The organism is Rhizobium sp. BK376 (assembly GCF_004341625.1).
Lineage (GTDB): Bacteria > Pseudomonadota > Alphaproteobacteria > Rhizobiales > Rhizobiaceae > Rhizobium.
Map to the genome: position 1 here is coordinate 77,675 of NZ_SLZG01000002.1, position 16,541 is coordinate 94,215.

18 protein-coding genes are annotated in these 16,541 nt (G+C 60.9%); 8 read left to right on the forward strand and 10 right to left on the reverse strand.

Annotated features, from left to right (window positions below; translation table 11 throughout):
* Positions 1-21: 21 nt before the first annotated feature.
* Together EV561_RS04910 and EV561_RS04915 are read left to right on the forward strand one after the other, a co-directional pair.
* Positions 22-882, forward strand: coding sequence for a CheR family methyltransferase (locus EV561_RS04910; protein WP_132519814.1), 861 nt, complete (start codon positions 22-24; stop codon positions 880-882).
* Positions 883-896: 14 nt separating this feature from the next.
* Positions 897-1,988 carry a chemotaxis response regulator protein-glutamate methylesterase gene (locus EV561_RS04915; RefSeq protein ID WP_132518252.1) on the forward strand — a complete coding sequence of 364 codons (1,092 nt, stop codon included), beginning with the start codon at positions 897-899 and terminating at the stop codon, positions 1,986-1,988.
* Positions 1,989-2,033: 45 nt separating this feature from the next.
* Here the strand turns inward: EV561_RS04915 and EV561_RS04920 are convergent, their stop codons facing one another.
* Both EV561_RS04920 and EV561_RS04925 read right to left on the reverse strand, forming a co-directional pair.
* Positions 2,034-2,768, reverse strand: a complete 735-nt coding sequence (locus tag EV561_RS04920) for a 3-oxoacyl-ACP reductase family protein (protein ID WP_132519817.1) — start codon at positions 2,766-2,768, stop codon at positions 2,034-2,036.
* An 86-nt stretch (positions 2,769-2,854) separates the two neighbouring features.
* The gene (locus EV561_RS04925) at positions 2,855-3,433 is read right to left on the reverse strand and encodes a TetR/AcrR family transcriptional regulator (protein WP_132519820.1); all 579 of its coding nucleotides are present in this window, start codon (positions 3,431-3,433) and stop codon (positions 2,855-2,857) included.
* A gap of 223 nt (positions 3,434-3,656) precedes the next feature.
* Here EV561_RS04925 and EV561_RS04930 point away from each other — a divergent pair, with 223 nt between their 5' ends.
* From EV561_RS04930 to EV561_RS04950, 5 genes are all read left to right on the forward strand, one after another.
* Positions 3,657-4,274, forward strand: coding sequence for a 50S ribosomal protein L11 methyltransferase (locus tag EV561_RS04930; protein WP_132519823.1), 618 nt, complete (start codon positions 3,657-3,659; stop codon positions 4,272-4,274).
* A 144-nt stretch (positions 4,275-4,418) separates the two neighbouring features.
* Positions 4,419-5,183, forward strand: a complete 765-nt coding sequence (locus EV561_RS04935; protein ID WP_165927751.1) for a DUF4239 domain-containing protein — start codon at positions 4,419-4,421, stop codon at positions 5,181-5,183.
* Positions 5,184-5,374: 191 nt separating this feature from the next.
* A complete protein-coding gene (locus EV561_RS04940) occupies positions 5,375-6,175 on the forward strand; it encodes an inositol monophosphatase family protein (protein ID WP_132518254.1) in 801 nt (266 codons plus the stop codon).
* 135 nt (positions 6,176-6,310) lie between these two features.
* Positions 6,311-7,366 (forward strand): MotA/TolQ/ExbB proton channel family protein, encoded by a 1,056-nt coding sequence (locus tag EV561_RS04945; RefSeq protein ID WP_132519829.1) that lies wholly within the window; start codon positions 6,311-6,313, stop codon positions 7,364-7,366.
* 3 nt (positions 7,367-7,369) lie between these two features.
* A complete protein-coding gene (locus EV561_RS04950; protein WP_132518256.1) occupies positions 7,370-8,401 on the forward strand; it encodes a peptidoglycan -binding protein in 1,032 nt (343 codons plus the stop codon).
* Here the strand turns inward: EV561_RS04950 and EV561_RS04955 are convergent, their stop codons facing one another.
* The 4 genes from EV561_RS04955 to EV561_RS04970 all read right to left on the reverse strand — a co-directional run bounded on the left by EV561_RS04955 (position 8,402) and on the right by EV561_RS04970 (position 12,384).
* The gene (locus EV561_RS04955; RefSeq protein WP_132518258.1) at positions 8,402-9,649 is read right to left on the reverse strand and encodes a DUF6596 domain-containing protein; all 1,248 of its coding nucleotides are present in this window, start codon (positions 9,647-9,649) and stop codon (positions 8,402-8,404) included. It abuts the gene before it with no gap.
* 7 nt (positions 9,650-9,656) lie between these two features.
* Entirely contained in the window at positions 9,657-9,995 is a 339-nt protein-coding gene (locus EV561_RS04960; RefSeq protein WP_132518260.1) for a YciI family protein, read from the reverse strand.
* Between the two features lie 240 nt (positions 9,996-10,235).
* Positions 10,236-10,424: a YegP family protein gene (locus EV561_RS04965; RefSeq protein WP_132518262.1), complete on the reverse strand. Its 189-nt coding sequence runs from the start codon at positions 10,422-10,424 to the stop codon at positions 10,236-10,238.
* A gap of 157 nt (positions 10,425-10,581) precedes the next feature.
* The gene (locus EV561_RS04970; RefSeq protein WP_132518264.1) at positions 10,582-12,384 is read right to left on the reverse strand and encodes an ABC transporter transmembrane domain-containing protein; all 1,803 of its coding nucleotides are present in this window, start codon (positions 12,382-12,384) and stop codon (positions 10,582-10,584) included.
* Between the two features lie 194 nt (positions 12,385-12,578).
* On the opposite strand from EV561_RS04970, the gene rpmE reads away from it, so the two are divergent.
* The gene (gene rpmE / locus EV561_RS04975) at positions 12,579-12,800 is read left to right on the forward strand and encodes a 50S ribosomal protein L31 (protein WP_132518266.1); all 222 of its coding nucleotides are present in this window, start codon (positions 12,579-12,581) and stop codon (positions 12,798-12,800) included.
* A 107-nt stretch (positions 12,801-12,907) separates the two neighbouring features.
* Here rpmE and EV561_RS04980 read toward each other — a convergent pair whose 3' ends face one another.
* The 4 genes from EV561_RS04980 to EV561_RS04995 form a co-directional block, all read right to left on the reverse strand.
* Positions 12,908-13,813: a S1C family serine protease gene (locus tag EV561_RS04980; protein WP_132518268.1), complete on the reverse strand. Its 906-nt coding sequence runs from the start codon at positions 13,811-13,813 to the stop codon at positions 12,908-12,910.
* Between the two features lie 217 nt (positions 13,814-14,030).
* Positions 14,031-14,546 (reverse strand): DUF1465 family protein, encoded by a 516-nt coding sequence (locus EV561_RS04985; RefSeq protein WP_132518270.1) that lies wholly within the window; start codon positions 14,544-14,546, stop codon positions 14,031-14,033.
* Between the two features lie 377 nt (positions 14,547-14,923).
* Entirely contained in the window at positions 14,924-15,115 is a 192-nt protein-coding gene (locus tag EV561_RS04990) for a DUF1192 domain-containing protein (protein ID WP_132518272.1), read from the reverse strand.
* Positions 15,116-15,131: 16 nt separating this feature from the next.
* Positions 15,132-16,409 carry an MFS transporter gene (locus EV561_RS04995; RefSeq protein ID WP_132518274.1) on the reverse strand — a complete coding sequence of 426 codons (1,278 nt, stop codon included), beginning with the start codon at positions 16,407-16,409 and terminating at the stop codon, positions 15,132-15,134.
* Between the last annotated feature and the right edge of the window lie 132 nt (positions 16,410-16,541).

Here is a 16,541-nt window from a genome sequence, read left to right on the forward strand (position 1 = left end):
GAGTAGGGGGACATGTTTGGCATGGGGAATGCTGCAATAAAAGAAGGTCAGCAGCTGGTCGGTGATCACATCAGCAAGCGGAACTTCGAGAAGCTCGCGCGCTTCATCTACGACTATAGCGGCATCAAGATGCCACCGACAAAACTGACCATGCTCGAAGGGCGCCTGCGGCGTCGCCTGCGGGCAACCAATATTTCGTCCTTTGACAGCTACTGCGACTTCCTCTTCGACGGGGGCGGGTTGGAGCAGGAGGTCGTGCATCTCATCGACGCAGTGACCACCAACAAGACCGACTTCTTCCGCGAGGCGAAGCATTTCGAATATCTGCAGACGGTTGCCCTGCCTGATCTGGTCAAACGTGGCAGCCGTCGCCTTCGCGCCTGGAGTTCCGCCTGCTCGACGGGAGCCGAGCCATACACGCTAGCGATGGTTCTCGCCGATTTCGTTGCCGACCGCTCCGACGTCGACTATTCCATCCTTGCGACCGATCTCAGTACCGATGTGCTGCAGGTCGCAAAGCGCGGGATTTACGCCGATGATGTCGTCGCGCCTGTCCCGACGGATCTCAGGCGCAGATATGTCATGACGGCGTCGCAGCCCGGACGGCGCGAGGTCCGCATCACGCCGCGGTTGCGATCCAAGATCGGCTTCGGCCGGATGAACCTGATGGACAAGACCTATTCCGTCGGGGATCCCATGCACATCATTTTCTGCCGCAATGTGCTGATCTATTTCGACAAGCCGACGCAGGCCGACGTACTTGGCCGCCTGTGCGATTGCCTGGCACTGGGCGGGTACATGTTCATCGGCCATTCCGAGTCGATTTCGGGCTTCGACCTGCCCTTGAAACAGGTTTCGAACACCGTCTTCCAGCGCTACTAGTCGAAGGAGCGAGCATGCAGAAAAAAATCCGCGTTCTCATCATCGATGACTCGGCAAGCGTTCGTCAGACCCTGGCAACGATCCTGTCGGAGGATCCGGAAATCGAGGTGATGGGGGTTGCGACCGATCCTTTCATGGCCGCGCGCAAGATCCAGGAAGAGATTCCTGATGTCATCACGCTCGATGTCGAGATGCCGCGCATGGATGGCATCACCTTCCTGCGCAAGCTGATGTCGCAGCGGCCCATTCCCGTTGTCATGTGCTCCTCCTTGACCGAGGCGGGGTCTGAGACCCTGCTTCAGGCCCTCGAGGCCGGCGCGGTCGATGTCATCCTCAAGCCGAGGATCGGCGCTGCCGACCATCTCGCCGACGAAGCCATGCGCATTCGCGAAGTGGTCAAGAGCGCCTCGCACGCGCGGCTTCCCAATCTGAGGCGCAGTGAAAGCCGGTCGGCTTCGGCCACCGGTCCGGCCAAGAAACTGACGGCGGATGCGATGCTGCCGCCGCCGACGGGCAGAGCCATGGCGAAGACCACGGAAATGGTCGTCTGCGTCGGGGCATCGACGGGCGGAACAGAAGCCCTGCGCGAAATGCTGGAGGCGCTTCCCGCCAACGCGCCGGGCATGGTCATCGTGCAGCACATGCCGGAGAAGTTCACTGCCGCCTTTGCCAAACGCCTCAACGGGCTTTGCGAAGTCGAGGTCAAGGAGGCGGTTGACGGCGATCCCGTGCTGCGCGGCCATGTGCTGATCGCGCCCGGCGACAATCACATGCTGCTCGAGCGGCAGGGCGCCCGCTACTATGTTACCGTCAAGACGGGGCCGCTGGTGTCGCGTCATCGCCCTTCCGTCGACGTGCTCTTCCGCTCGGCTGCGCGTGCGGCCGGCTCGAATGCCATGGGCGTCATCATGACGGGCATGGGCGACGACGGCGCGAAAGGCATGCTGGAGATGCACCAGGCCGGCGCCTTTACCATTGCCCAGGATGAAGCGACCTCCGTTGTCTTCGGCATGCCGAAGGAAGCGATCGCCAAGGGCGGCGTGGACCGCGTCGTCCCGCTCGATCACATCGCCCGGGAAATCCTGATGGCGCAGCAGAAGTTTTGAAGTTCGGCAAAGGGCGACAGGTGTCGCCCTTTCTGTTCCGGGCGATCAGGCGAGATAGCCGCCGTCGATCGTCAGCGCCGAACCGGTGATGAAGGCCGCTTCGGGGCCTGCGAGATAGGCGGCAAAGCCGGCGATCTCTTCATCCTTGCCCATCCGGCCGACCGCGAGAAGCGGCTTCGTCATCTCTTCGTGTTCGGCAGACATGTCCGTCAATGTCGGACCCGGCTGGATCGCGTTGACCGTAATGCCGCGCGGGCCGAGATCGCGTGCAAGGCCGCGGGTCATGGCGGCGACGGCTCCCTTGGTCATGCTGTAAACCGAAGCGCCGGGAAAGCCCGAGCGGTCGGCGGCGACGCTGCCGATGGTGATGATCCGTCCGCCCTGGCCCATCTCCCTTGCGGCTGCCTGTGTGGCGACAAAAACCGCACGCACATTGACGGCGAACATGCGGTCGAAATCTGCAAGATCATATTCGCCGACATCGCCGCGGATCAGAATGCCGGCATTGTTGACAAGGATGTCGATGCGGCCAAGGCGTTCGACCGTTTGCGCGACGGCTGAGCGTACGGCATCCGCATCGGCGCTATCGGCACGGATCGCCAGCGCCGAGCCGCCGGCCTCGTTGATCGTGCGCGCCAGCAATTCGGCCTTTTCGCTCGAGCTCGAATAGGTGAAGGCTACGCTTGCGCCTTCGTCGGAGAGACGCTGGACGATGGCGGCGCCGATGCCGCGCGAGCCGCCAGTGACCAGGGCGATTTTTCCGGCGAGCGTCCTGACGATCGATAGAGACACTGTAATTTCCTTTCCTTTTTTGGACTGATTAATCTAGAATTGAGCATGCAAAAGCGGCTCTTCAAAGTGCAGTCTTAGGTGAGGCTTCGAAGCGCCATGCGGGCGATAGCGCGCAGCGTCTCAGGGGAGGCACCGTTGCGGGCGCCGACCTTCAGGCCAGAGAGGGTCGAGCCGAGGAAGTGGACGGCCGTCTTCACATCGAGATCCGAGGCGAATTCGCCTTTCGCGACGCCGTCGCGCAAAACGGTCTCGATAGCGGATGACAAGATGCGGCTGGCGCTATCCGTGAGCATCGAGACTTCGGCATCCGAACGTCCGAATTCGCAGACGGCGCTGACGCCGAGACAGCAGCGCGCGGCTTCTTCGGGCGGTCGCGAGGCAAAGGTGACGAGGGCTGCTTCTAGCCCCTTGCGCGGTGAACCATCGCTATTGATATCGGCGATCAGCCTAGAAATGCTGCCGGCATTATACTGCTGGAGTGCCTCGAGATAGAGGCTGCGCTTGTCGCCGAAGGTGTCGTACATGCTCTGCCGGCTGATCTTCATCGCCTTCAAGAGGTCGTCCGTCGACGTGCCTTCGTATCCATGATCGGAAAAAACCTGGATCGCAGCAGCCAGCGCCTCGTCGCGCTCGAATTCCTTGTGTCGTGCCATGAATCTCATTTAGTATTTCTGGATCAATCTGTCCAGAAATATTTCCGACGACGCGTTTCTGCTCTTTGTCGCATTGCGGGTCGGCTGTGATTGCAGCAGTTTGCGGTTTGGTCGAGAGGCGGACATTACGTCTCAGAGAGGATTTCAGATTTTGAAAACCGATGCCGGCGGGTGTGACAAGTCCGAACCCCGCGTGGATGCGGCAAGCTTCATTGCGGCAAACATGGTGATCGCGCCTGCGCCCTCCGTTCCGGAGATCAACCTCTATACCGCCCATCCCGGCAGCGGGCTCTGGCGGCTGGTCGGGCGAGGCGAGGCAGGCGAAGAGCCACCATACTGGGCTTATCGCTGGGCCGGCGGGATGGTGCTTGCGCGCTACATCCTCGACCATCCGGAAACGGTATCGGGAAAACGCGTGCTTGATCTCGGCGCCGGCTCCGGAATCGTCGGAATTGCGGCGATGAAAGCTGGGGCAACGAGCGTGGTCGCAGCCGATATCGACGAGAATGCCGTTATCGCGATTGGCCTCAACGCGGCGCTGAACCATGTGCCGGTTGAAGCCATGCTTGGTGATCTCACCATCGGCCCGCCGCCTGCTGTGGACCTTATCGCCGTCGGCGATCTCTTCTACGAGCCGTCGCTAGCTCTTCGGGTCACAGCCTTTCTCAGGCAATGCCTAGCCGCCCGCATCCAAATACTGGTCGGCGATCCGGGTCGTGCCTTTCTACCGCATGCCCATCTGCTGCCTGTCGCTGAATATCCGGTCTCGGATTTCGGAGAAGGCGATGCGATCGAGAGGAAGCCGAGCGTGGTGTTTTCATTCATAGAAGCAGAGGAGTGATCGGCGAAGCGGTTGCCGATAAGTGTTCCAAATGGACGGAATGACATTTGCGTCCGTCGAAGAGCGATACTAAGCTCCGCAACCTTGGAATGCGCTGCGATTACCGATATGGGCCAGCGATCAAATGGTTGAAAGGAACCGATCTTGGGCTCGCTGATCCTCGGGGGAATTGTCAGTGTCTGTCTGTGTATTGCGACCGGGCTCGGGATGTGGATGCGCGCGAGGCTTCCGGACCATCATTTGAATGTCGATTCCAAGGAAGTCATCCGTCTTGCGACCGCGGTGGTCGGCACGCTTTCCGCACTTGCGCTGGGGCTGTTGATCGCATCGGCGAAGTCAGCCTATGACAATGCCGATCTGGAGCTGAAATCGTCCGCCGCCCATGTGGTGTTGCTCGATCGCCTCATGGCGCATTATGGCCCGGAGACCAGCGATGCCCGCGATCTCCTGAAGAGCATTATCGAGAAGCGGCTGGAGCGCGGCTGGACGGTCGATGACTCCGACGAGACGACAGGGCAATTCCGGGGGGAGTTCCAGGATATCGAGGCGGTCCAGAACAGCCTTCGGACGCTCAAGCCGCAGACCGATGCCCAGCGTCTGATCCAGACGCGTGCGCTTGACGTCAGCGGCGTCGTTGCAGAGGGCCACTGGCTGTTGGTCGAGAGGAACAATGAAGGCTTGCCCTGGGCGTTCCTGACAGTTCTGATTTTTTGGCTTGCGCTGCTTTTTGCAACCTTCGGCCTTCAGGCGCCGACGAACGGTACGGTCGCAATCATCCTCGTGGTCTGCTCGATCTCGGTCGGCGGCGCCGTTTTCCTGATTGTCGACATGGCGAAGCCCTATACCGGTGTGATCCATGTCTCCGACACGCCGTTGCGCGCCGCCCTTGCACGCCTGGGGCAGCCGTGAGACGGATGGAGGTGGGCACAGGATCCGTGGTAGCGAGCTCAGGATGGAAGCCGGAAAACAAAGCCGCACTTGAAATTCGCCCCATTTTGTGTTCTTGAGGCCGCCAATCATTTTCGCGCTGCCGATCTTGCTCCGCCGGGGCTCCTTTTCAGGTCCGGCTGGCGCCTTTTGCGTTACCCAAGGAAAACCCGATGGCCCGTTCTGCTCTTCTCAATGTCATGGTTCAGGCCGCCCTGAAGGCTGGCAAGTCGCTCAGCCGCGATTTTGGCGAAGTGCAGAACCTGCAGGTTTCGGTCAAGGGACCGGGAGATTTCGTGACCCAGGCCGACCGCAAGGCGGAAAAGGTCATTCGCGAAGACCTGCTGAAGGCGCGGCCCACCTACGGCTTCCTCGGCGAGGAGAGCGAGGAGATCAAGGGAACGGACGGCGCGCATCGCTGGATCGTTGATCCCCTTGATGGCACGACCAACTTCCTGCACGGCATTCCGCTGTTTTCCGTCTCGATCGCGCTGGAGCGCAATGGCGAGATCGTCGCCGGCGTCGTCTTCAACCCGGCGACCGACGAGCTTTACACCGCCGAGCGGGGCGGTGGGGCCTTCCTTAACGATCGCCGTCTGCGGGTTGCGTCGCGCCGGGTGCTTTCGGATGCGGTCATCGGTTGCGGCATTCCGCATCTCGGCCGCGGAAATCACGGCAAGTTTCTCGTCGAGCTGCGCCATGTGATGGGCGAAGTGGCCGGCATCCGCCGTCTCGGTTCAGCGGCTCTGGATCTGGCCTATGTGGCGGCTGGCCGTTTCGACGGCTTCTGGGAGGTCGGTCTTTCGCCCTGGGACATCGCTGCCGGCGTGCTTCTCATCCGTGAAGCTGGTGGTTTCATCAGCGACTGGGATGGCGGCACTGATATGGTCGAGAGCGGTTCCGTCATCGCTGGCAACGAGCATATCCAGAAGTTGCTGTCCGAAGTCGTCAAGCGGCCCGTTCCGACGCGTTAATGCCGCACCCTGCGGCGCATTTACCCTGCGGCGAAACTGTCTGTTGCCAAGCCAAGCTTTTATGCTTGCGACTCTTCAATTCGGCGCAATGTTGCTCTAGTCTCCGCGACGGAAACTGCGGTGGCTGAGGTACCCATGGAAAATGTGAAATTGACGGAGTTGGGGTCGACGGACAATTCTCTCGATGATCGTGCCTACAAGCTTTCCAGCCCGATGGCCTTCTTCTGGACGATGATCCTGTTCCTGATCATTGTTGGCTTCATCGCCGCAATCCTCTTCAGGCAAGCACAGACGGCCTTCATGCACAATCCCGGCCTGAACGGGCTCATCCTCGGCGTCCTTGCCGTCGGTATTATTCTGGTCTTCAATCACGTTCTGTCGCTGAGACCGGAAGTTCGCTGGTTCAATTCCTTCCGCGCCGTCGGCAGCATCGACAAGGTCGGCCGGACTCCGAAGCTGCTCGCGCCGATGCGCTCGCTGATCGGCAGCCGCAAGTCGATGGCGCTGTCGACCACCACCTTGCGCTCCATCCTTGATTCCATTGCCACCCGCTTGGACGAATCGCGCGACACCTCGCGCTACCTCATCGGCCTTCTGGTCTTCCTCGGCCTGCTCGGCACCTTCTGGGGCCTGATCGGCACGATCGGCTCGATCAACCAGGTCATCCAGTCGCTGGACGCCGGCTCGGGCAACACGGCCGATATTCTCGGCGCGCTCAAGGAAGGCCTTGCCGCGCCGCTGGTCGGCATGGGCACGGCCTTTTCGTCCTCGCTGCTCGGTCTTTCCGGTTCGCTGATCCTCGGCTTTCTCGATCTGCAGGCTGGCCGCGCCCAGAACCGCTTCTATACCGAGCTGGAAAACTGGCTGTCCTCGGTGACGGACATCGGCTCCGATCTGACGCCGGTCATCGATGCGGCCGCGGCCGGTGGTGCGTCCTCCGAAGATGTCCGGGCGCTTTCGGAATATCTGAAGCGTATTGCGGAAGAGGGCGGTGGCGGCGGCCAGCGTTCGGTAACCGCGATGGCCAATCTCGCCGAGGGTATCCAGGGTCTGGTCAAGAACATGCGCAACGAACAGCAGATGCTGCGCGACTGGATCGAGGCGCAGCAGGAAGAGTCCAAATCCATGCGCCGCACGCTGGATCGCCTCTCCGATCGTATCGGCAGCATCGAAAAGACCGGGAGCAAGTAAGCCATGGCGCTCGCGAGAAATCGTCGCACCCAAAGGAGCGTCGACTATTGGCCGGGCTTCGTGGATGCGCTCTCCACGCTGCTGATGGCGATCATGTTCCTGCTGACGGTTTTCGTGATCGCGCAGTTCGTCCTCAGCCGCGAAATCAGCGGTCGTGACGAGGTACTGAGCCGGCTCAACAGCCAGGTCAACGAGCTGACGCAGCTGCTGGCGCTGGAAAAGAGTGGCAAGCAGGACCTGGAAGATACCGTCGCCAACCTCCAGGCCTCGTTGACGTCGGCCCAGAGCGAGCGGTCGCGGCTGCAGGCTCTGCTTGATGCCGGTTCCGGAAATTCGCAGGCAGCGCAGCAGCAGATCGGCACGCTCACGCAACAACTCGACGAGCAGAAGCAGACGAGCACGCGCGCTCTCAGCCAGGTCGATCTCCTGAACCAGCAGATCGCCGCGCTGCGCAGCCAGATTGCTGCCGTAGAGGCGGCGCTGCAGGCTTCCGAGGACAAGGACCAGAGTTCGCAGGCCAAGATTGCCGATCTCGGACGCCGGCTGAACGTGGCATTGGCGCAGAAGGTGCAGGAACTCAACCGCTATCGCTCGGATTTCTTCGGACGCCTGCGGGAGATCCTCTCCGATCGCGACAATATCCGCGTGGTGGGCGACCGCTTCGTATTTCAGTCCGAAGTGCTGTTCCCGACCGGTGCCGCCGATCTCAATCCTGTCGGCCAGGCCGAGATGACCAAGCTTGCCGCGGCATTGATCGATATCGCCAAGGAAATTCCGCCTGAGATCAACTGGGTGCTGCGCGTTGACGGACATACGGACAACGTGCCGCTGTCAGGCACTGGCCGCTATCCGGATAACTGGGCGCTCTCTTCAGCGCGTGCCATCTCGGTGGTCAAGTATCTGATTTCGCAAGGTGTTCCGGCTGATCGGCTCGTCGCTGCCGGCTTCGGGGAATTCCAGCCGATCGATCCGGCCAACACGCCGGAAGCGCGCGCAAACAACCGCCGCATCGAACTCAAGCTGACCGAAAAGTGATCAAAGCCTTGCGGTCAGCGCAGCTTGTCGATCGCTGAGGAACCGGCGAACGGCGGCGCTCTCGCTAAGGCCGATGGCAGTCATATAGGCTTCTGAAGCGGCGGCTACATCGCCCTTCTGCGCAAGAAGATGGGCGCGCACGGCCCAATAGGGCTGATAGCTTGCAACCTCCTTACTATCGATCGCTTCCAGCGCGGTAAGTCCGGCCTCGATGCCTTCGCTGCGGGCAATGACTGCGGCCTGGCTGACGCGGCATCCCAGCGTCGGCTTGATCAGCATCAGCGCCCGATAGAGGGTTTCCAGCGCTTGCCAATCGGTCCTGCCGGAGCGTCGGCGCTGTGCATGGACGGATTGGATCGCCGCCTGGCATTGAAAAGTGCCGAAGCGATCGAAGTTGCCGGCGTCGTGCAGAAGCCGGTCGGCCTCGGCGATCACGATGGCGTTCCAGCGCGTGGCGTCCTGCTCGTCGAGCGGCACGTAGTCGCCCTCGGTGGTGCGGCGTGCATTGCGGCGCGCTTCGCAATAGAGCATCAGCGACAGCAGGCCGAAGACTTCCGGCTCTTGAGGCAGCGTTGCAAGCAATGCGCGCCCGAGCCAGATCGCCTCCTCGGTCAGGGCCAAGCGGCTGTCGTCCTCGCCATCGAGCCCGTCCCATCCCAGCCCGTAGGCCGCATAGATGGCGGAGAGGACAGTGGCCAATCGCGCCGAAAGCTGGGATGTGTCGGGAACCTGAAACGGAATACCGGTATCGCGGATCTTGGTCTTTGCCCGCACTAGCCGCTGGCTCATTGTCGTCGGCGACACGACGAATGCCAGCGCGATCGTTCTTGCATCGATGCCGAGCACCGTCTGCAGCATCAGCGGCGTGTGGATTGCGGCATCGATGGCGGGATGGGTGCAGGCAAAGAGCAGCTTGATGCGCTCGTCGGGGAAGGGCGTGTTGCCGGCGGCGTTCATCCGCTGCTCCGCCTCATCGAAGGCCATGGCAATGGTATCTGCGCCGTTCGCCTCAGTGTGGCGACGGCGGGCCATGTGATTGAGGTTGCGCCGAGCCGCGACCAGAAGCCATGCCTCCGGATTGCCGGGAATGCCACGTTCGGGCCAGACGAGCAAAGCGGTCGTCAGCGCCTCCGACAAGGCATCCTCGGCTGCGGGAACATCGCGCGAGCGGGCGGCCAGGAAGGCAACGAGCTTGCCATAGGATTGGCGCGCCACCTTCTCGGCAGCGCGCGCAGCGTCAGGGCTCATCGCCGTCTCACATCTGCAGGCGAGCGCGGATCTCGACCGAGCCATCAGCGGAAACCGGAACGCGCATCGCCCATTCCAGCGCCGCGTCGAGATTCGGCACGTCGATCAGATAGAAGCCGCCCAGCTGCTCCTTTCCTTCCGGATAGGGGCCGTCCTGGACATCATGATCCTCGCCGCGGCGACGCACGACCGTTCCCGTTTCCGGCGTCGTCAGGCCGGCGCCGCCGGTCATGATGCCTGCCTGCACGAGAGCCTGGGTATAGGCGATCCAGCCGTTCTTATAGTTCGGGTCTTGGCGCTTGGCGAAGTCTGCGGCGGATTCGCGAATGATAAGGGCATATTGCATTGCTCACTCCTGCTCGTGGTTTGCGTTGATCCGGCGGGCTGTCCTATCTAAGGACCTGATCTCAGAGACGGCAACCGTTTCCCGGGAGAGCGGCTTCCAGCCGTTCCGATACAATGAGCCGTAAAGCGAATGCATTTCGACAGCGCGGTCGAAATTTTTTCGTTCAGCCTGATTTAGGCAACAAAAAAGCGCGCAGACCATCCCGCGCGCTTCCAGGAAATTTCGAACTGTCGGTAGGCGTCAGGCGACAGCAGTGGTCTGGTCGTCGATCGCGGCGCCGGGAGTGTGTTTCTGGATAGACTCAATGGCGTGCATGGCCGAAGCCTTCGCCTTGTAGCCTTCCGAGGAGAACATCGTTTCACCATTCGAGGCCTTGAAGCGGAAACGGAATTCGCCAGCCTTGTCCTTGTAAACTTCGAACTTATACATTCATCGTCTCCCAATGTCGCATGATGCGCCCTGACAACATTGGCAATCTATAACAAGTCTTTGGCTATTTCCACCATCTGCATCAGTGGTGTCCGATGCTCAACACCTTCTATTTGAAGAAAAAAGACAGCATCGCGATCACGATGTGGTGGGCAGATTATTTTACAGCGGTCAGCCGGTCTTCCACTCCGGCATCAAACTGAAGCCGGGCGAGCTTGGCGTAGATGCCGCCATGGCTGACCAGAGTCTGGTGCGTGCCTTCCTCGACGATCCGGCCGTTGTCCATCACAAGGATGCGGTCGGCCTTGAGAACGGTTGCCAGCCGATGGGCGATCACGATGGTGGTGCGTGCCCGCATCAGGCCGTCGAGCGCCTTCTGGACCAGCGTCTCACTCTCGGCATCGAGCGCCGAGGTTGCCTCGTCGAGCAGCAGGATCGGTGCGTTCTTCAGGATGGCGCGGGCAATTGCGATGCGCTGGCGCTGGCCGCCTGACAGCGTGATGCCGCGTTCGCCGACCTGCGTCTCATAGCCTCGATCCAGCCGCGAGATGAATTCGTCGGCCTGGGCTGCGATGGCTGCCGCACGCACTTCGTCTTCCGAAGCGCCGGGACGGCCAAAGGCGATGTTGTCGCGAATGGATGCTGCGAAGATCGTCACATCCTGGGGCACGATCGCGATCCGGTCGCGCAATGCATCGGGATGAACGCGGCGGGCGTCGATGCCGTCGATTGCGACGCTGCCCTGCTGCGGGTCGTAGAAGCGCAACACCAGCGAGAAGACGGTGCTCTTGCCGGCGCCGGAAGGCCCGACGATCGCGACGGTTTCGCCGGGATTGACCTTGAGTGACAGGCCATGCAGCGCGGATCTGCCTGGGCGGGACGGGTAGGAGAAATGCACGTCGGAGAATTCGACGCGGCCGAGCGGCGGCTGTGGCAGGGGCAGCGGATCGGAAGGGACGGAGATCGGCGAGACTTCAGCGAGCAATTCGCCGAGACGATCGGCGGCGCCCGCTGCTTGAGACAGTTCGCCCCAGACTTCGGAGAGTGCGCCCAGCGATCCGGCGGCAATGACGGAGTAGAGCAGGAACTGGCCAAGCGTTCCCGCAGACAATGTTCCGTCGAGGACATTGTGCGCGCCGACCCAGAGGACCGCAACGACGCTGCCGAAAACCAGGGTGATCGCAAAGCCGGTCAGCAGCGAGCGCGACTTGATGGCGGAGCGAGCGGCCTGATAGGCATCTTCAACCGCGTTGCCATAGCGGGCGGCTGCCGAATCCTGGCCATTGAAGGCCTGGACGGTGCGCGTGGCGGCAATGGTTTCGTTGGCGAAGGCCGATGCGTTGGCAAGCGTATCCTGGGCCGCACGTGAACGCTTGCGGACCGACCTGCCGAAGGCGACCAGCGGAAAGACGATCAGCGGGATTGCGAGCAGCACGATGCTCGAAAGCTTGGGGCTGGTGACGATCATCATCACGATGCCGCCGAGACAGAGGATGAGGTTGCGCAGTGCAACAGAAGCCGTCGCACCGACGGCGGACTTGATCTGCGTGGTGTCGGCCGTCAGCCGCGAAACAATCTCGCCGGATTGGTTGACGTCGAAGAAGGAAGGCGACAGGCGCGTGACGTGGTCGAAGACCTCGCGGCGAAGGTCCGAGACGATGCGCTCACCGAGCGTGATGACGAAGTAATAGCGCATGGCGCTCGCAACGCCGAGCACGATCGCCATGATCAGGATGACGACAAAGTAGCTGTTGATGAAGGTGCTGTCGGAATGCGTGAAGCCGTGATCGATCATCCGGCGGACGGCCAGCGGCAGGGCAAGCGAGGTGATTGCCGCGAGTGCCAGCGCAATGAGCGCGCCTGCCGCCATGCGCTTGTAGCGCTTGAGATAGGGCGTCAGCCGCGCGAGCGGCCGGATCGAGCCGCGTTTCTTCTCTTGCGCCTGTGCAGCTTCTGACAAAACCTATTCCATCTCCATAAAGCCTGCGGATCTTGGCCCGGTTGGCTCTTGTTATCCTCGGCACCTTCATGTATAGGCACGGCATCTTAATTGGAAGCCGTAGCCTTAATCGGACTGCGGCTTCATTTATTCAATCGGCTCGGTTGCCGCAATGGCTTGCGACAAATCGACCCCCGCCTGGCAGGAAGATTGTTATGAAGGCAAGCATCCATCCCGACTACCACATGATCAAGGTTGTCATGACCGATGGCACCGAATACGAAACCCGTTCGACCTGGGGTTCGGAAGGCGCCGTCATGAACCTGGAAATCGACTCCAAGTCTCATCCGGCCTGGACCGGCGGTAACCAGCAGCTCATGGACCGCGGTGGCCGTCTCTCCAAGTTCAACAAGCGTTTCGGCGGCCTCGGCCTCTAATCGCTTCGCGATATCGAATATTAAAAAAGCCCGGCTTGGACCGGGCTTTTTTATTGCCGTAGGTTTCGACGCGGGGCAGGGCGGATGCGTTCCAGATCCCAACCGTCCTACTGAAGCTGTGGTTTCTTCAAGAAGCTGTTCCTGTCGGCGGACTTGACGCGCAGCCATGCCTCGCGACCGTCGCGCAGGATCCGCATCGGGATCTCTGCGCCGGCGGGGCCGCTCTTCCAGACCTTGCGGTAGAAATCGGCAAGTCCATCCACTTCGCCATCCCTGATCTCGGAGATGACGTCGCCCTGGCGCAATCCTGCCTGGGCGGCCGGGCTTCCCTCGGCAACACTCATGACGACGACTTCGCCGTTGCTCTCGGCCGAGAAGGCGCCGAGCCATGGCCGCGGCGGCTTATCGATCTGGCCGCGGTTGAGCAGATCGTCGAGGATCGGCAAAAGCAGGTTGATGGGCACGACCATATTGATGTCGGCCACTTCCTGGTTCTGGACCATCTGCAGGCGGAGCGAGCCGATGCCAAGAAGCTTGCCGTCGGAGCCGATCAGTGCAGCGCCGCCCCATGACGGGTGAGCGGGCGCGGTGAAAATCGCCTCGTCCAGCAGGTATTCCCAATAGCCGGCGAATTCCTGTCTGGCGACGATATTTGCCTCGACGAATTGACCTATACCATCCGCAAGCACCACATCGTCGCCGACATCTGCTTTGGTTGAATCGCCAAACTGCAGCGCCGGGACGTCGAGGTCGCCGAGAGCCTGCACGAGGCCGAAGCCAGTCTCCTGATCATAGGCAAAGGGGTGGGCGGGAATGACCTTGCCGTCATGGCGGGTCAACCAGACCTCTGTCGCTTCGGTGATCAGGTAGCCGATCGTCAATACCAGCCCGTTCTCCCTGATGACGACGCCACTGCCCTCTCTCTCGGTGCCGAGCGCAGAGGCAGTGAAGGCGTCTTCCGGAACTGAAGCTCGCAGAGCTACGATGGATCGCAAAACCGTGTCGATGTTCATGCTCTTAGTCCTGTGAGATGGGGCGTCGGGGCAAGAAGCCCACCAAGCCGGCGGGAGCCGACATATACCGTCCCCTATAGGTATGAGTTTAATGCCTGGGGTGCAAGACCTTGCGCCGGGGAAGGTCGGGACTCAGCCCCAGCTTTGGGGTGGTGGCAAAACAAAACCGGCCGCGCAGGGAGCGGCCGGTTCGCTTTTCAAATGAATAAAATATACCTCAGTTCGTGCCAAATGCAGTCTGAAGCAAATTCAACTGAGCCTTGACACTGTTCTGGTTGTCCGGAACGATCGCAGCTTCTGAAGGACGGTAGATTTCGCGGTCGAGTAGGGCGATACGGTTCTGAAGGCGCAGCGAGCGCTCAACGAGGCTGCGGAAGGATTCCGGCAGATCGTTCCAGCCCGGTGCGTTGCGGTCGACGTTGAAACCGTCGAGGCGAACCTTGCTCTTTTCGTTCAGCACCTGGTCGCGGGACATTTCGCCATTGTTGACGGCGCGCTGCAGGAGAAGCCAGGAGGCCATCTGCATCAGGCGGGTCGTCAGTCGCATGGATTCCGCTGCGTAAAGCACCGAGGCCATGCGCGGCAGAACCTTGGAGGCTGCGCGGCCATCGCCATCGAGGTAGCTTGCGGTTTCCTCGACGAGGGTCATGCCTTCAGAATAGAGCGCCTTGAATTGCGACGAGGAAGCTGCACGTCCTGCGAAACTGACCGTATTCAATCCAAGTTCAGACATTAAGGTAATCCCTGTTCCACGCATCACTTTTGTTCAGGTAACGCCGGCCAAGCAAAAAAGGTTGCGCCCGCCTCGTTCTTATAGGTTCAACATGGTGGTTTTAGCCGAAATTCGCAAGGCGTTTCTTAAGAAAGGGTTAATCTCCACAGTTTCGTTAACCTCTTGGGCGAGATCAACAAAAAGAAGAGCCGCAAACGCGGCTCTCAAGGTAAAACAGGGAGAAAAATCAGACCATTCGCCAAGTGGAGAAACTGTCTGAGTCCGGATAAAAACCCGGATAGACACAGTAATATCTCGTAAAGCTTAATATTTCGTTAAACCTGTCCCGAAGTTGTACTTCGGCGCTGGATTTTCGCCTTACGCAGCGTGCAGCGATATCAGGAACGGAAGAGATTTTCCGCTGCCTGGCGGCCCGAGGCTTTCCTTGCCATCTCCGACTCGAGGCGGGCGATTTCGGTCTGCATCAGGGCGATGCGGGTTTTCAGCTCATCGACGGAAAGCAGCGAAAGGTCGCTGCCGATCTCGTGAGTGACGGGCTTCTTCGGCCGGTCGTCGTCAAAAAGGCTCATGGGCGCTCCTCCTTTATCAGCCGTAGTTTACCGCAGGATCCTCGGGCGGGGGAGCGTTTTCGCTGCGCGATTTCATTGCCAAGCTCTCCGGCGTGATCATGTTCGCATTGCCGGAAGGCAGGTTGGTGTAGGCATCACGCTCGCCGGCGGGAACGGCTGCGCGCATGCGGCTGCGAATGATCGCGTAGCTCGTGATCAGGACGTGAGCGACGGCGGTGACGAAGAACAGCGCATAGGGGCCAACGCTTGCCATGACCGGGCCGCCGACGGTCGGGCCGATGATCGTGCCTATGCCGTAGAGCAACAGCAGGCCACCCGAGACCTTTACGAAGTCCTCTGACGAGGCGAAGTCGTTGGCATGGGCAACAGCGATCGGATAGAGCGTGTTAGCGACGGCGCCGTATAGAATGACGAGGCCGATGAGGAGGTAGGGCGTCGACGGCTGGAGCAAGAAAAGCAGCAGTCCGGCAATGGCTGCCACCGCCGACATTCCCGCCAGGACGTAGCGCCGGTCGATGCGGTCGGAAAGCCGGCCGGCCGGCAACTGCATGACAGCGCCGGCAAAGATCGTGGAACTCATCATGATGGCAATGTTGCTATCGGAAAGGTGGGCTCCGGCGCCGAAGACGGCGCCGAGCGTGCCGTAGGCGCCGTTGGCGATGCCGACGAGGAGAATGCCGAGGCAGGAGACCGGCGAATTGCGATAGAGCGCCGGCAAGTCCAGCCGCACGGCCTTCAGCGGCTGCGGCGAGGCGGCGTTGGAAAGCGTCGTCGGCAGCATGGCGATGCAATAGCAGATGCCGCAGACCATGAAGAGTATCGGCGTGTGGATGTCGGCAAACGGCACCATCATCTGGCCCGCGACCGCGCCGAGCAGCGTAATGCCGATATAGAGCGAGAAGATTGCGCCGCGGCTCTCGTTCGTCGCGCGTTCGTTCAGCCAGCTTTCGATGATCATCGAGGTGCCGGCGGTGCAGAAGCCGGTGACCGCGCGCAGGGCGACCCACCAGATGGGATCGACGATCATGCCGGTCAGAAGCGCGATGATGGCGATAATGGCAATGAAGCCGGAGAAGGCGCGAACATGGCCGATGCGACGCACCAGCTTCGGCGCCGTCAGGCAGCCGAGCACAAATCCCGTCGCCCAGGTGGTGCCGAGCAGGCCGAGCGTTGTCGTGGGATATCCCTCGGCTGTGCCGCGCACCGGAAGCAACAGGCCGTGCAGGCCATTGCCGGTGAACAGGAACAGCGTGCCGAGCAGCAGCGCAAGGACTGGTAAAAGGTTTCTTCTCATTTCCCCCACTTTTGGTTGTTCCCGCTTAAAAAACAGATAAGGCGGGATGAAATCTTGCCAAGCGCTGCAATGCGTTGATTGTACGACGAATAGTCTCTATCGGCTGGAAGAGCTTGTCTGTTGGCGCGCAAA